General features: G+C 73.2%; 12 protein-coding genes. 7 read left to right on the top strand and 5 right to left on the bottom strand.

Annotated elements, in window-relative coordinates; translation table 11 throughout:
• Positions 1-30: 30 nt before the first annotated feature.
• From cmk to der, 3 genes are all read left to right on the top strand, one after another.
• A complete protein-coding gene (cmk, locus tag NRK68_RS07840) occupies positions 31-738 on the top strand; it encodes a (d)CMP kinase (protein ID WP_183069331.1) in 708 nt (235 codons plus the stop codon).
• The gene (locus NRK68_RS07835) at positions 693-1,382 is read left to right on the top strand and encodes a lysophospholipid acyltransferase family protein (RefSeq protein ID WP_257855434.1); all 690 of its coding nucleotides are present in this window, start codon (positions 693-695) and stop codon (positions 1,380-1,382) included. The genes cmk and NRK68_RS07835 overlap by 46 nt, the downstream gene beginning before the upstream one ends.
• Positions 1,383-1,458: 76 nt before the next feature.
• Complete coding sequence (der, locus tag NRK68_RS07830; RefSeq protein ID WP_183069332.1) at positions 1,459-2,922, top strand: ribosome biogenesis GTPase Der; 1,464 nt, start codon at positions 1,459-1,461, stop codon at positions 2,920-2,922.
• A gap of 13 nt (positions 2,923-2,935) precedes the next feature.
• On the opposite strand, the gene NRK68_RS07825 is transcribed toward der, so the two are convergent.
• Together NRK68_RS07825 and NRK68_RS07820 are read right to left on the bottom strand one after the other, a co-directional pair.
• Positions 2,936-3,388 (bottom strand): hypothetical protein, encoded by a 453-nt coding sequence (locus NRK68_RS07825; RefSeq protein ID WP_183069333.1) that lies wholly within the window; start codon positions 3,386-3,388, stop codon positions 2,936-2,938.
• Positions 3,389-3,545: 157 nt separating this feature from the next.
• Entirely contained in the window at positions 3,546-4,358 is an 813-nt protein-coding gene (locus NRK68_RS07820) for a DUF8842 C-terminal domain-containing protein (RefSeq protein WP_183069334.1), read from the bottom strand.
• A gap of 295 nt (positions 4,359-4,653) precedes the next feature.
• Between NRK68_RS07820 and NRK68_RS07815 the strand changes: the two genes are divergently transcribed.
• Positions 4,654-5,490: a LysM peptidoglycan-binding domain-containing protein gene (locus NRK68_RS07815; RefSeq protein ID WP_373023484.1), complete on the top strand. Its 837-nt coding sequence runs from the start codon at positions 4,654-4,656 to the stop codon at positions 5,488-5,490.
• 305 nt (positions 5,491-5,795) lie between these two features.
• Here the strand turns inward: NRK68_RS07815 and NRK68_RS07810 are convergent, their stop codons facing one another.
• Positions 5,796-6,872: a phosphatase PAP2 family protein gene (locus NRK68_RS07810; protein WP_257855432.1), complete on the bottom strand. Its 1,077-nt coding sequence runs from the start codon at positions 6,870-6,872 to the stop codon at positions 5,796-5,798.
• 238 nt (positions 6,873-7,110) lie between these two features.
• The gene (locus tag NRK68_RS07805; protein WP_257855431.1) at positions 7,111-8,226 is read right to left on the bottom strand and encodes a putative hexosyltransferase; all 1,116 of its coding nucleotides are present in this window, start codon (positions 8,224-8,226) and stop codon (positions 7,111-7,113) included.
• A 283-nt stretch (positions 8,227-8,509) separates the two neighbouring features.
• Here NRK68_RS07805 and NRK68_RS07800 point away from each other — a divergent pair, with 283 nt between their 5' ends.
• Together NRK68_RS07800 and NRK68_RS07795 are read left to right on the top strand one after the other, a co-directional pair.
• Positions 8,510-10,153 carry an MFS transporter gene (locus NRK68_RS07800; RefSeq protein WP_257855430.1) on the top strand — a complete coding sequence of 548 codons (1,644 nt, stop codon included), beginning with the start codon at positions 8,510-8,512 and terminating at the stop codon, positions 10,151-10,153.
• Positions 10,154-10,312: 159 nt separating this feature from the next.
• Positions 10,313-11,482, top strand: coding sequence for an acyl-CoA dehydrogenase family protein (locus NRK68_RS07795; protein ID WP_257855429.1), 1,170 nt, complete (start codon positions 10,313-10,315; stop codon positions 11,480-11,482).
• 9 nt (positions 11,483-11,491) lie between these two features.
• On the opposite strand, the gene NRK68_RS07790 is transcribed toward NRK68_RS07795, so the two are convergent.
• Complete coding sequence (locus NRK68_RS07790; protein ID WP_046780579.1) at positions 11,492-11,941, bottom strand: cell division protein SepF; 450 nt, start codon at positions 11,939-11,941, stop codon at positions 11,492-11,494.
• A 285-nt stretch (positions 11,942-12,226) separates the two neighbouring features.
• On the opposite strand from NRK68_RS07790, the gene NRK68_RS07785 reads away from it, so the two are divergent.
• Positions 12,227-13,630: a DUF5685 family protein gene (locus NRK68_RS07785; RefSeq protein WP_183069339.1), complete on the top strand. Its 1,404-nt coding sequence runs from the start codon at positions 12,227-12,229 to the stop codon at positions 13,628-13,630.
• Positions 13,631-14,287 lie beyond the last annotated feature (657 nt).

Genomic DNA, 14,287 nt, shown 5'->3' with positions numbered 1-14,287 from the left:
CGCACGCGCAACCAGGAAGGTGCCCGCACCGTGGAAACCGCAGCTCCGTCCGCCGTGATCGTCGCCATCGACGGTCCCTCCGGCACGGGCAAGTCCAGCACCTCCAAGGCCGTGGCCGCCAAGCTCGGGCTGCGCTACCTGGACACCGGTGCCCAGTACCGGGCCATCACCTGGTGGATGATCTCCAACGGGGTCGACACCGACGACGCGCAGGCCGTGGCGGTCGCCGCCGGCAAGCCGTCCATCGTGTCCGGCACCGACCCTGCCGCGCCCACCATCACCGTGGACGGCCTCGACGCCGCCGGTCCCATCCGGACCCAGGAGGTCACCTCCAGGGTCAGCGCCGTCAGCGCGGTCCCCGAGGTGCGCACGCTCATCACCGAGCTGCAGCGTGCCATCGCCGCCGAGGCGGCCCGGGACGCGGACGGGATCGTCGTCGAGGGCCGGGACATCGGCACGACCGTCCTCCCCGACGCCGACCTCAAGATCTTCCTGACGGCCTCCGCCGAGGCGCGCGCCGCCCGGCGCAGCGGAGAACTCCGCGGCAAGGAGGCCGCCGACCTCGCGGCCACCAAGGCGGCGCTGATCCGGCGCGACGCCGCGGACTCCGGCCGCAAGACCTCGCCGCTGGCCAAGGCCGGCGACGCGGTCGAGGTGGACACCACCGAACTCACGCTCGACCAGGTGATCGAGTGCGTCGTGACGCTCGTGGAGGAGAAGCGGGCGGGCCGCAAGTGAGCGCAGCGCCCTCCCTCAAGGGTGCGGCGGTCGGCAGGCGCATCGGCATCGGCCTCATGTACGGGCTGTGGAAGCCGCGCGTACTGGGCGCCTGGAAGGTGCCCGCCTCGGGCCCCGTCATCCTCGCCGTGAACCACACCCACAACATAGACGGCCCCATGGTCATGGGTACCGCACCCCGCCCCCTGCACTTCCTGATCAAGAAGGAAGCGTACGTGGGTCCGCTCGGCCCCTTCCTGGACGGCATCGGCCAGGTCAAGGTCGACCGCTCCGGCGCCGACCGGGCGGCGATAGGCCGCGCCCTCGCCGTGCTCGACCAGGGCGGGGCCCTGGGGATATTCCCCGAGGGCCGCCGGGGCGAGGGCGACTTCGCCTCCCTGCGCGCGGGACTCGCGTACTTCGCGGTCCGCAGCGGCGCGCCCATCGTGCCCGTCGCCGTCCTCGGCAGCGCCGAGGGCCGCGGCAGGCTCATCCCGGGCCTGCCGCCCTTCAAGAGCCGGGTCGACGTCGTCTTCGGCTCGGCCTTCGACGCCGGGGACGGCAGCGGCCGCCGCACCCGTACCGCCCTGGACCTGGCGACCGTACGCATCCAGGACCGGCTGACCGCCCACCTGGCCGACGCCAAGCGCCTGACCGGGCGCTGAGCGAGACTTGAACCCAGTAGTGGAACCGCGCTGCGCGGGCACCACCGATCACCACGAACGACGAGGAACGGACTTCATGAACGACCAGCACGACCACGGAGCACTTGGCGACGCCGAGTACGCGGAGTTCATGGAGCTCGCCGCGGAAGAGGGCTTCGACCTCGAAGACGTCGAAGGTGCCATCGAGGAGGCGGGCCACGGCCCGCTGCCCGTCCTCGCCGTCGTGGGGCGCCCCAACGTCGGCAAGTCCACCCTGGTGAACCGCATCATCGGCCGCCGCGAGGCGGTCGTCGAGGACAAGCCCGGCGTCACCCGCGACCGCGTCACCTACGAGGCCGAGTGGGCGGGCCGCCGCTTCAAGGTCGTCGACACCGGCGGCTGGGAGCAGGACGTCCTCGGTATCGACGCGGCCGTCGCCGCCCAGGCCGAGTACGCCATCGAGACCGCCGACGCGGTCGTCTTCGTCGTGGACGCCAAGGTCGGCGCCACCGACAGCGACGAGGCCGTCGTCAAGCTGCTCCGCAAGGCCAAGAAGCCCGTCGTCCTGTGCGCCAACAAGGTCGACGGCCAGAGCGGCGAGTCCGACGCGGCCTCGCTGTGGTCGCTGGGCCTCGGCATGCCGCACCCGGTCTCCTCCCTGCACGGCCGCGGCACCGGCGACATGCTGGACGCCGTCCTCGACGTCCTGCCGGACGCCCCCGAGCAGACCTTCGGCGGCGCCGCCCCCGGCGGCCCCCGCCGCATCGCCCTGATCGGCCGCCCGAACGTCGGCAAGTCCTCGCTCCTGAACAAGGTCGCGAAGGAGAACCGGGTCGTCGTCAACGAGCTGGCCGGCACCACCCGCGACCCGGTCGACGAGCTGATCGAGCTCGGTGGCGTCACCTGGAAGTTCGTCGACACCGCCGGCATCCGCAAGAAGGTCCACCTCCAGCAGGGCGCCGACTACTACGCCTCGCTGCGCACGGCCGCGGCCGTCGAGAAGGCGGAGGTGGCGGTCATCCTGATCGACACCACCGAGACCATCAGCGTCCAGGACCAGCGCATCATCACCATGGCCGTCGAGGCCGGCCGCGCGATCGTGATCGCCTACAACAAGTGGGACGAGCTCGACGAGGAGCGCCGCTACTACCTCGAGCGCGAGATCGAGACCGAGATGCAGCAGGTCTCCTGGGCGCCCCGGGTGAACGTCTCGGCGCTCACCGGCCGTCACATGGAGAAGCTGGTCCCGGCGATCGAGACCGCCCTCGCGGGCTGGGAGACGCGCGTTCCCACCGGCCGGCTGAACGCCTTCCTCGGTGAGGTCGTCGCCGCCCACCCGCACCCGATCCGCGGCGGCAAGCAGCCCCGCATCCTGTTCGGTACCCAGGCGGGGAGCAAGCCGCCGCGGTTCGTCCTCTTCGCCTCCGGCTTCCTGGAGCACGGCTACCGGCGCTTCATCGAGCGCCGTCTGCGCGAGGAGTTCGGCTTCGAGGGCACCCCGATCCACATCTCGGTGCGGGTGCGCGAGAAGCGCGGCGCCCAGTACAAGAAGAAGAAGTAGCGGCGGTCCGGGGTCAGTAGCCCCGGCGTGGAGCGGGCGGCAGGGCCGCCGGGATGTGCGTCATCCCGGTCTGGTGCTGCCGCCCGTCGGCGTATCCGGAGCCGCCCGCGTACGAGTAGGCGGGCTGCGACGGGGCCGGTGCGGGCGGGGGCGGCGCCGGTGACGGCGTCTGCGGGGTGTAGGAGGGCTGCCAGTCGGTCCGCTGCCATGCCGAACCGTTCCAGCCGCTGCCGTAGGTGCCCCCGGTGTAGCCGCCCCCGTACGAGAAGGCCGTGAAGCCGAGATCCTCCTCGCCCGTACGGTCGCCCGGCAGGGCCCGGAAGGCGCGCAGGTACTCCGAGTACAGCGTGTCGTAGATCGGGGTGTGCGAGACGGCGGCCGGAGAGCTGTCCCGGTCCCGTACGGGACGCATGGCGGGAACGGTGCTCGGATAGGACGGGGCGCGGGAGGAGTCGTATGGATGCACGTATCAGCCAACGAAACCGGCGCGCTGCGGATGCGGGGTGAGGGGGCGGGAAACGCAGATCGCCGGGGGTGTGCGGGACGGACCGCACACCCCCGGCGCACGCCGCCCGGCCCCCACTGCGGGGGGCCGGGCGGCCGCTTTCGGTACCGGCTCGGGATCAGGCGCCGGGCGTTCCCGCCAGCGGCATGGCGGCGGCCACGAGCTTGCCCGCGGCGGCGGCCTTGTCGAGCGCGTCGCGCAGCAGGTCCTCGCGCGGCTGCTGGCCGATGGAACCGACCGGCGCGGCGTAGATCAGCACGCGCTGGGTCTTCTGGACGGCGGTCCGCCAGCCGTCGGTGACCGACAGCGCCTGGTGGGCCTGCCACCAGGCGACCTGGCCGCCGCCGTCGGTGCCGGGCTGGAGCACGGCGTGCAGTTGTCCGGCCGCGAGCAGGACCGACCAGCCGCCGAGGAGGGTGGGCAGTTCGGTCGTGTCGGTCACCGGGATGAAGCCCTGCTCGATCAGGAGCGGCAGGAAGTCGTCGCCGGGGCCGTCGCTGCCCGGGCGGGCGATGGGCGCGGTCGGCTCGACGACCAGGGCGGGGTGCAGCTCGCCGCCGATCAGCACGAGGCCGCTGGTGATGCCGAGGACGGCCTGTCCGCCCGGCACGTTCTGCGGGGCGGGCGCGCCCGTGTCCTGCGCGGGCGCCGGGCTGTCACCGGTGATGCTGCGGACGGCGCCCTGGAGCTGCTCCTCGGAGACGGAGACGACCTGCGAGGGGATGCAGGTGGCGTGGGCGAAGGCGAGGACGGCGGTCTCCTCGCCGACGAACAGCACCGTGCTGGTGCGGTCGTTCTCGGGGTCGCCCGGAGTGCGGCAGGAGGTGCAGTCGTAACTGCGCGGCGCGTCGTCGCCGACGAGCAGCCTGTCGGCTTCTTCGTCGCCGATCTCGGCACGTACCTCATCACTGACGTCGAGCATGCGCGGCACGGGGTGGCTCCTCGGCATAGGTGCGGGTCCGGGAGGCTCCCGGCTCGCCGGGCACAACGCAGGAGCGGCGGCCGGGGTCACGCCATTTGAGGGAACGGATTCGAACCGGGCGCCCGGAAGGGTGAACCGTGCGTCCCGGGCTTCGGTTTTGTGCCAACTGTTTTCTGGTTGTGCGCAGTTGGTGGCCGGGTGTGGCCGTTTCGGCGGGATCGGGGGGTCGGCCGACCGGGTGGGGTGGCGTGACCGCCGCGTGGCGGGCCCCGCAAGCCCGTGGAGTGCTGCGTAGCGTGACCCGATGCCCAACCTCCGGACCCCCCGGGCCCACCGGGCCGCCCGCGCCGCTGCCGTCGTCGCCTCCGTGCTGGCGCTCGTACCGCTCGGGGGGACGGCGGCCGCGGCACCACCGCCGCCCGCGCCGGGTCCGGCCGGGGCCGCGCACCCGGGCTCGCCGGGCGTGATCGGGAGCGGGCCCGGGGACTGCGGCCCGGGCGGGGAATGGCCCTGGGACTGCGTGGCCGACTGCGAGAGCGGTGGCCGGTGGGCCGTGAACACCGGCAACGGCTTCTACGGCGGGCTGCAGTTCTGGCAGCCGACGTGGGAGGAGTACGGCGGCCTGGTGTTCGCGCCGCGGGCCGACCTGGCGGAGCGCGCGCAGCAGATCCGGGTGGCACAGGAGGTCCTCGCCGCGCAGGGCTGGAACGCGTGGCCGGTCTGCTCCAAGCGGTACGGGCTCGCCGGGCGGATGCACACCGTACGGAGCGGGGACACGCTGGTCACGATCGCCCGCGAGCGCCGGGTGCGGGGCGGCTGGCAGGCGCTGTACGAGGCCAACCGCGAAACGATCGGGCCGAAACCGGAGGCGATCACGGTGGGCACCCTGCTGCTCCTCCCGGAGCCGAACCCCGTGCCGCACCCCGTGCCGAACCCTGTGCCGAACCCCGTGCCGACGGCGAAGCCGAAGCCGCATCCGGTGCCTGTGGCCGTGGTCAAGCCGACGCCCGCGCCGGTGCCCGAGGCGAAGCCGAACGCCGCGGCCGTGCCGGGGAACCGGCCGACGCGCACACCTGCCTGCTGTGCACCGGGCCGCGAACCCGGACGTTCCGGTGATTCACATCATGCTGCTCGGCCGTGAGTTCGAAGTGAAGGAAATGTAGCGGATCTGAGGGGGATTCAGCCGGCCCGGTCCAGACGGTCCATGGAAATCCGATGCGGCAATTCTGTGGTTCTCGGTGGAAATTCGAATACGTCTGGACGCCGGGCGTGTCGTGCTTCGGAAAGCAATTGGCGACTGTAGATATTCTGTGACACAAGCGTGACCCGGGATGGACGAACGTCCGGGCGCGGCGCTGACGAACGCCGAAGGCGGGCCGGGTCGACGACCCGGCCCGCCTTCGCGTCGCGGGGGTGGATGGTGCGTACCGCCCCCTTCGTGGAACGTCAGCCGCCGGCCACCGGACGGGCCGCGGTGCCGCGGGTCCCGGCCCGCTCGGTGTGTGCCGTGTGCGCGGGGCGGCGGCTGCCGGCCGGGGTGAGCGGCGTCCGCTCGGAGCGGATCAGGTGCGGCCGGTTGGCGGGGTGCGCGATCGAACGGTGCGCCGGGGCGTGCCCCGTGGCGGCACCGGCCGGCGTGGCCGGGGCGGGCGCCGTGGACGGTCCCTCGGCGGGCACCGCCACCGGCTTCAGCTGCCACTTGCCGCCCGCGGAGAGCAGCGGCGTGAGCGCGGTGACGACCGGGGCGGGCATCCGCCCGGTCTCGGCCCGGCGGCGCAGCAGCTCGCGCAGGTCGAAGACGTAGGCCTCGGTCCGTGCGATGAGCGGCTCGAACCAGGGGAGCGCCAGCATGATCAGCAGACCCGCGGACCAGCCCAGCAGGACGTCGCTGACCCAGTGCGTGCCGAGGTACACGGTGGTGGCGCCGACGCTGAGCGAGACGACCGCGGACACCACGGACAGCACCCGCCGGGTGACCACGGTGGACGCCAGGTAGGCAAGGATTCCCCAGGTCACGACGGCGTTGGCGGTGTGGCCGGAAGGGAATATATCGCCGCCCGCGAAGAGTTCGGCCGAGCCGATCTCCGTCGCGTAGTGCGGGCCGAGCCGGCCGAGGCCGAGCTTCACGGACCCGACGGTGACGTTGAGCAGCAGCAGCGCGACGCCGAGGGTGATCAGCGGGCGGAGGGTGTGCTGGCGCCATGAGCGCCAGCCGAGCCACGCGGCGACCATGACCGCGGTGGGCCCGCGCTGGCCGAGCACGACCAGGTAGTCGAGGAACGCGTGCAGCTGCGGCCACTGCTCGTAGGGCCGGAAGAACATGATCTGCCAGTCCAGGCGGACCAGCCACGACGTGGTCAGTACGGCCACCACGATGGCGAGGTAGAACGCGAGGGTCGACCCCAGGAGCACGACGCGGTGCCGGCTCATCTGCGGGGTCTGCAGATGAGCCGGTCGCTCCGGTTCCCGGTCCAGCCGGGCGAAGACCCGCTCCAGACGGGTCAGGATTTGATCGGTACGCACTCAATCGACGTTACCGTGAGGGGATGGTCGGCCCGGGCGAATCGCGGGGTTTGTGATGACCATGTGATGTGGAGTTGGTCTCACGCCGGCCCTAATTCCCGGTATTCCGGCAGGGGTTGGATCCTTCCCGATCCGATGTCCGGAAATTGTTTCCGATGCTTATTCGGACTTTATTGCCGCAGGTCGATTCCCTCACCCGTGGACGGCCGGCGAAGATCCGCCCGGACACGCGGGGTTCCTACGGAGGGCCCGAGCCGTTCAGCCAGAACGCCCCGTACACCGCCGAGACCAGCGCGGCCGCGCCCACCACCAGGACCGCCCGCCGGGCCCGCCACCGGGCGAGCGCCACCGCCGGCACCAGCATCAGCGGGAAGGCGGGCAGCAACAGCCGCGGCTTCGACCCGAAATACCCGGACGCGCACAACGCCAGCGCCACGACCACCCCGCAGTACACGAGCAGCGGCGCCGGCTGCCGCTGCCGTACGCACGCCACGTACAGCCACAGCACCAGGACGACCCCGGCGACCAGACCCAGCCCGGCCGGGAAGGCGGACGAGGTCAGCTTCGCCCCGACGAAGCGGGCAAAGGCCCAGCCGCCGTCGAACCCGTTGCCCCAGCCGGCCTGCACCTCCAGGTACCCGAGCAGCCCGCCCCCGGTGCGCGCCCCCACCCACAGCACGTACGCCGCCGCCCCCGCCGGAGCCAGCAGCGACCCGGCGGCCATCCGCCACGACCGCTCCCCGCGCCGCAGGGCCAGGACGGCGGCCACCCACACCGCCAGGACGACGGCCGCACCGACCGGGCGGGTCAGGCCGGCCCCGGCTGCGAGCAGGCCCGCCGTCAGCCACCGGCCGCGCAGGGCCCCGTACAGCGACCACGCGGCGAGCGCGGTGAACAGCGACTCGCTGTACGCCATCGACTGCACGATCCCGACGGGCAGCGCCGCCCAGACGGCCACCGCGAACACCCCGGTCCGCCGGCCGTGCAGCAGGTCGGCCACCGCGAAGATCCCCCACGCCGCCGCGAGCCCCGCGCACACCGACACCACCAGGCCCGCCGAGCCGTACGAGAGCCCGGTCGGCGCCGCCACCACCCGCTCCAGCCACGGCAGCAGCGGGAAGAACGCCAGGTTCGAGTGGACGTCCCCGTTGGGGAGGGCGATCTCGTAGCCGTACCCCTCGGCGGCGATACGGGCGTACCAGAGCGAGTCCCATCGGGCCGACAGCAGCGTGTGCGGGCTGCTGCCCGCCACCGCCCCCCACACCGCGAGCACGGTCAGCCCCAGCAGCCGGACCGCGGCGAAGGCGGCCAGCGCGGGCGCGGCCCGGCGAAATCCAAGATCTTCCACGGGCATGATTATCGGTGGCGTCCGACCTGGGCCGACGCCGAGAACCACGGACCGTGATCGGGCGTGTACGCGGGGGGAGGCTTCGGGGTGGGGGAGTGGCGCACGCCACACGGGGGGCGTCGCCGGGATGAGAGCTTGGCCACGTGCCGGGCTCACGAACTCGCGTACGCTGACCGTTCACTCGCGTGTCGATGCCGGACCCCGTTGGATGCCGCACAGCGCACCACCCCCCGTGGCTCCACAAGACGCTGGTCCACCGAGCGCGAGGGATCACCTGGGAGGTACATGCATGGCGGGGACGAACGCGGCCACGGCCGGGACCCCTTCGCCCTGGCAGCGGCTGGGAGCGGCCTCCGGCGGCGCCAACCGCTGGGTCGTCCTGGCGGTTCTCTGCGTCAGCCTGGTCCTCGTCGCGCTCGACGCGACGATTCTGCACGTGGCGGTCCCGTCCGTCACGGAGGACCTGCGGCCCGGCCCGATCGAGCTCCTCTGGATCGTCGACGCCTACCCGCTGGTCTGTGCCTCGCTGCTGATCCTCTTCGGCACCCTCGGCGACCGGGTCGGCCGCCGCCGCATCCTCCTCCTCGGCTACGGACTCTTCGGCGTGGCCTCCGCGATAGCGGCCCTCGCCGACAACGCCCAGGTGCTCATCGCCGCCCGCGCCCTGCTGGGCATCGGCGGCGCGATGATCATGCCGGCCACCCTGTCGATCCTGCGCCAGGTCTTTCCCGACCGGCGCGAGCGGGCCCTGGCCATCGGCATCTGGACCGCCGTCGCCGCGATCGGCGCGGCCAGCGGCCCGGTCCTCGGCGGCTTCCTCATCGAGCACTTCTGGTGGGGCTCCGTCTTCCTCATCAACATCCCCCTGATGGCGCTGATCCTGCCGCTCGGACGCTGGCTGCTGCCGGAGTCGCGCGGCTCCGCGGACGGGCCGTGGGACGTGCTCGGCGCGCTGATGGCCGCCGCCGGCGTGCTCGGCTCGGTGCTCGGGATCAAGCGAATCGGCGCCGAACGGCACCTCCTCGACGCGCAGGCGCTGGTACCGCTGCTGCTCGGCGCGGTGCTGCTCGTGCTGTTCGTACGCCGCCAGAAGCGGCGCGAGCACCCCCTGATCGACATGCGGATGTTCTCCCGGGCCGCCTTCTCCACCTCGGTCGCCTGCATCGTCCTCGCCATGCTCGCGCTGGTGGGGCTGGAGCTGATCGCCGTCCAGTACCTCCAGCTGGTGCTGCACCTCAGCCCGCTGGAGACCGGCCTGCGGCTGCTGCCGCTGACCTTCGCCGCCATGGCCGCGGGTGCCACCGGCTCCTACACGCTGGCCCGGGTCGGGCCGCGCACCATGGTGTCGCTGGGCTTCCTGCTGACGGGCTTCGCCGTGCTGCTGCTGACGCTGATGGGCCAGCAGGACCGGCCGGTGCTGCTGACCGTCGGCTTCATCCTGCTCGGCTTCGGACTGCAGACCACGCTGTTCGCCGCGTACGAGTCGATGCTGAGCGAGGCCCCGGCCGAGACCGCGGGCGGGGCGGCCTCGATCGGCGAGACCTCCTACCAGCTGGGCGCGGGCATCGGCATCGCCCTGCTGGGCAGCGTGATGAACGCGGCGTACCGGCCGGGCCTCGTCTCCGTCCCCGGCGTCCCGGCGGCGGACTCGGCGGGCGCGGCGAACTCCCTGGGCGAGGCCTACCAGATCGCGGCGGGCCTCGGCGGCCCGGCCGGGGCCGCGCTGTACGCGGCGGCGCGGCACTCCTTCGTGCACGGGCTGCACGTCACGCTGCTGGTGAGCGCGGCGCTGCTGTTCGCGGGGGCGGTGATGGCGCTGAAGCTGCCGCGGGTCATGGACTGCGGGGCGTCCGAGGACGCCGAGCCCGTGCGGTTGCCCGCGCAGGCGAAGGGCGACGCGGCGCGGCCGACCCCGGTCGAGCAGGCCGGCTGACCGGAGCCGGCCGCACTTCGCACACCGGCGGGGGGCCGGAGCGGTGAGGGCCGGCCGGAGCCGTGAAACAGGGCTGGATTTGCCCGCCGCAGGCCAATAGCTTCGGGTGGGCGCAAAAACTTGCGCCGCTAGGTTCCGCTCAGGCCGCCGGGAGGCCCCGTGTCCTTCGTTCCCACCGATCCGCTCGGGCTCGACGAGCTCCTCGGGCCCGAGGACCTCGCCGTCCGGGACACCGTCCGCGGCTGGGCCGCCGACCGGGTGCTGCCGCACATCGCCCAGTGGTACGAGAGCGGAGAGCTGCCCGCGATCCGGGAGCTGGCCCGGGAACTCGGTGCCATCGGGGCGCTCGGCATGTCCCTGGAGGGCTACGGGTGCGCCGGTGCCAGCGCCGTGCAGTACGGCCTCGCCTGCCTGGAGCTGGAGGCCGCCGACTCCGGCATCCGCTCGCTGGTCTCCGTACAGGGATCGCTGGCCATGTACGCGATCTGGAAGTACGGCTCCGAGGAGCAGAAGCAGCGCTGGCTGCCCGGCATGGCCGCCGGCGAACTGATCGGCTGCTTCGGGCTGACCGAGCCCGACGTCGGGTCGGACCCCGCCGCGATGCGGACGTACGCCAAGCGCGACGGCACCGACTGGGTGCTGAACGGCCGCAAGATGTGGATCACCAACGGCTCCGTCGCCGCGGTGGCCGTGGTGTGGGCGCAGACCGACGACGGCATCCGCGGCTTCGCGGTGCCCACCGACACGCCCGGGTTCTCCGCCCCGGAGATCAAGCACAAGTGGTCGCTGCGGGCCAGCGTCACCAGCGAGCTGGTCATGGACGACGTACGGCTGCCCGCCGACGCGGTGCTGCCGCTCGTCACGGGTCTCAAGGGGCCGCTCGGCTGCCTCAGCCACGCGCGGTACGGGATCATCTGGGGATCCATGGGCGCGGCGCGCGCCAGTTTCGAGGCCGCGCTCGACTACGCGAGGACGCGGGAGCAGTTCGGCAAGCCCATCGGCGGCTTCCAGCTCACCCAGGCCAAGCTCGCGGACATGGCCCTCGAACTCCACAAGGGCATCCTGCTCGCCCACCACCTGGGCCGGCGGATGGACGCGGGCACCCTGCGGCCGGAGCAGATCAGTTTCGGCAAGCTCAACAACGTCCGCGAGGCCATCGAGATCTGCCGCACCGCGCGGACCATCCTCGGCGCCAACGGGATCTCCCTGGAATACCCCGTCATGCGGCACGCCACCAACCTCGAATCGGTCCTCACCTACGAGGGCACCGTCGAGATGCATCAGCTGGTGCTGGGCAAGGCGCTCACCGGGCTCGACGCCTTCCGGTGAGAGCCCTGCTCAGCTCTGGTTGAAGAAGTCGCGCGAGCGGCCGCCCGCCTCGCCACTGACGATCTGGGTGTCGGCCGGGGTCAGCAGGAAGACCCTGGTCGCCACCCGCTCGATCGAACCGCGCAGCCCGAAGGTCAGACCGGCCGCGAAGTCCACGACGCGCTTCGCGTCGGTCGGGTCCATCGACGACAGGTTCACGATGACCGGGACGCCGTCGCGGAACAGCTCGCCGATGCCGCGCGCGTCACGGAATCCGTCCGGGGTGACCGTGGCGATCCGGCGGCCGTGCTCCACGGCCGACTCGGAGGCCACCTTGACACGGGGGTCGGTCACCCACTGGTCACCGGGGCCCGCCACGGAACCGTGGGAGCCCTCCGCGTAGTCATCGTCGTAGTAGCGCTCGTCGTCGCTGTCCTCCACGAGACCCAGCCAGGCACTCGCCTTGCGCACCGAACCCATGGACTGCCTCCTTTCACCGCGGTCAGTCTGTCTTTCTCTCCGCTGCCCCTATGCTCGTCCATGATGCTGACAACGCGCCAAGTGGATAGTCGCCGCGCAGGGGTTTCGTGACGGTACTGGTGCAGAACATCCGTTGCACGGTCAAGGATCCTGGTCGTCACCGCTGCTGACTGAGTGAAAATACGACGACCGCCGCCGTACGGGTGGGCGACGGGGACGTACGGGTGAAAGACGCGGGTCGATACGATGCCGGGCAAGCACGCGTACGACACACGGGGGAGCAGCTTGTTCGGCATAGTCAGACCCTGCACGCACCGGCTCGGGGAGCGGTTCAAGGCGGAGTGGATGGCCCATCTGTGCGGGCTGTGCCTGGCACTTCGGGGGGATCACGGGCAGTTCGCCCGGATCGTTACGAACTATGACGGGTTGCTCGTCTCTGTTCTGACGGAGGCTCAGTCGGGTCCCGCACCCGGCTCCCGGCGCACCGCAGGCCCCTGCCCGCTGCGCGGGATGCGCACCGCCGCCGTCGCCAAGGGCGAGGGCGCCCGGCTCGCGGCCGCCGTCTCGCTCGTCCTGGCCTCCGCCAAGGTGCGCGACCACGTGGCGGACCGGGACGGGCTGTTGGCCCGGGCCCCGATCGCCCTTGCCGCGCGCAAGGTGGCCCGCGGCTGGGACCGCGCCGGTGCGCGCACCGGCGCCTCGCTCGGCTTCGACACCGCGGTGCTCGTCGACGCCGTGGACCGGCAGGCGGGCATCGAGACGCTGGCCGGCCTCGGCACGTCCGTGCTCGTCGTGACCGAGCCGACGGAGACCGCGACGGCCGCCGCCTTCGCGCATACCGCACAGCTGGCCGGACGGCCGGGCAACGCCGCCGCGCTCGCCGAGGCCGGCCGGTACTTCGGGCGGCTCGCGCACCTGCTGGACGCGGTCGAGGACCAGGGCGCCGACGCGGAGGCGGGCGCCTGGAACCCGCTCACCGCCACCGGGACCTCGCTCACCGAGGCCCGCAGGCTCTGCGACGACGCCCTGCACGGCATCAGGCTGGCGCTGGGCGAGGTCGAGTTCGCGGACGCGGGCCTCGCCCACAAACTGCTCGTGCACGAGCTGCGCACCTCCGTGGACCGGGCCTTCGGAACCATGAGCTGCGGCCACACGGCCACCGCCTCGGCCGGGCAGGGCCCGAACCCGTACGCCTCGAACCCGTACGACGGGAACGGCGGCGGCCCCTACGGCGGCAACCCCTACGGCGGTGCTCCGCACGGCGCGCAGCCGTACGGCGCCGGCCCGCACGGTGTGAACGCCCCGCAGGCCCCGGGCGGCGGCAGCGGCCCCGGCGGGTACGGCGGTGGCGGAGGCGGCGGCTTCGGCGGGGGCGACGGCTTCGGCGGCGGTGGCTTCGGTGGCGGCGGTCAGCACCCGCAGCGGCCGCGTCGCGGCCTGCTGGCCGGCTGCGCCGTGGCCATCGGCCTCTTCTGCACCTGTCAGATCTGCTGCACCGAGCACGAAGGCCCATGGTCGCGCAAGAAGCGCGACCCGTGGTGCGACGCCTGCGAATGCTGCGACTGCTGCCCGTCGGGCTCCTCGTCGGCCGGCGGCTCCGGAGGCTCCGGCGGTTCCGGCGGCGGTTCCGGTGGCGGCGGGGGCGACGGCGGCTGCTGCGACTGCAACTGCGGCTGCTGCTGCGACTGAGTCCGCGTCAGTTCCACACGTCCGGACGGCGTATGCGGGGATTCCCGTCCGGACGCGCGTGGAAGGGCTGAGCGGATGAGCGATCACGCAGACGATCCGCACGCGGCCCGGCGGACACGGCGCGCACACGGCCGCGCCCGGGTCCGCCGCGGGCGCTCCACCCGGCCCCCCGCCCCGCCCGGCTCCCTGGCCCCGCCCGGCACCCCCGCCCCGCCCGGCCCCCGCGCGCCGGGCGGTGGCCTCCGCCCCGCCGGACACCCGGAAGGTCGAATTCCGGCCGTTCCGGGGCCGCGGACCCACTGCCGGGTGGTGCCCCCGGGCCCCGCGGCGCCGGGCACCGCACCTCGCCGCGTTCGCGGGCGCGCCCGCGTGCGTCCGGTACGCGGGAGGCCCGCCGCCGTGCGGGCCCGGGGAGACCTTCGGGCGCCGCACGCCGGGCGGCCCGCGCACCCGGCGGGCGGTGCCGCTCGGCGGTCGGTCCCCGGCCGCGCCCGCGGCGGCGGCAGGCTCCGGGCCGCCACCACCGGGGACCGCGCACCGCGGCCCCGCGTGCCCGCCGCGGACGGTGCCGTCCCGGCCCTCGCGGCGCGGCCGCCCGCACGGTGCGAAGGTGCGGCCGTGACCGCCCGGGCCGTCGCCGTCGGGCCCGAACGGCAC

This window comes from Streptomyces yangpuensis (genome assembly GCF_024666385.1).
GTDB classification, from domain to species: Bacteria; Actinomycetota; Actinomycetes; order Streptomycetales; family Streptomycetaceae; genus Streptomyces; species Streptomyces yangpuensis.
The sequence above is the reverse complement of the archived record's forward strand: the minus strand, read 5'-3'. Positions and strand labels throughout refer to the sequence as shown.

Bases quoted from the DNA above. Each gene is read 5' to 3' on its own strand.
- NRK68_RS07805 (WP_257855431.1), bottom strand. From the start codon at position 8,226: ATGCCCGTGGAAGATCTTGGATTTCGCCGGGCCGCGCCCGCGCTGGCC.
- NRK68_RS07790 (WP_046780579.1), bottom strand. From the start codon at position 11,941: ATGGGTTCGGTGCGCAAGGCGAGTGCCTGGCTGGGTCTCGTGGAGGAC.
- der (WP_183069332.1), top strand. From the start codon at position 1,459: ATGAACGACCAGCACGACCACGGAGCACTTGGCGACGCCGAGTACGCG.
- NRK68_RS07815 (WP_373023484.1), top strand. From the start codon at position 4,654: ATGCCCAACCTCCGGACCCCCCGGGCCCACCGGGCCGCCCGCGCCGCT.
- NRK68_RS07800 (WP_257855430.1), top strand. From the start codon at position 8,510: ATGGCGGGGACGAACGCGGCCACGGCCGGGACCCCTTCGCCCTGGCAG.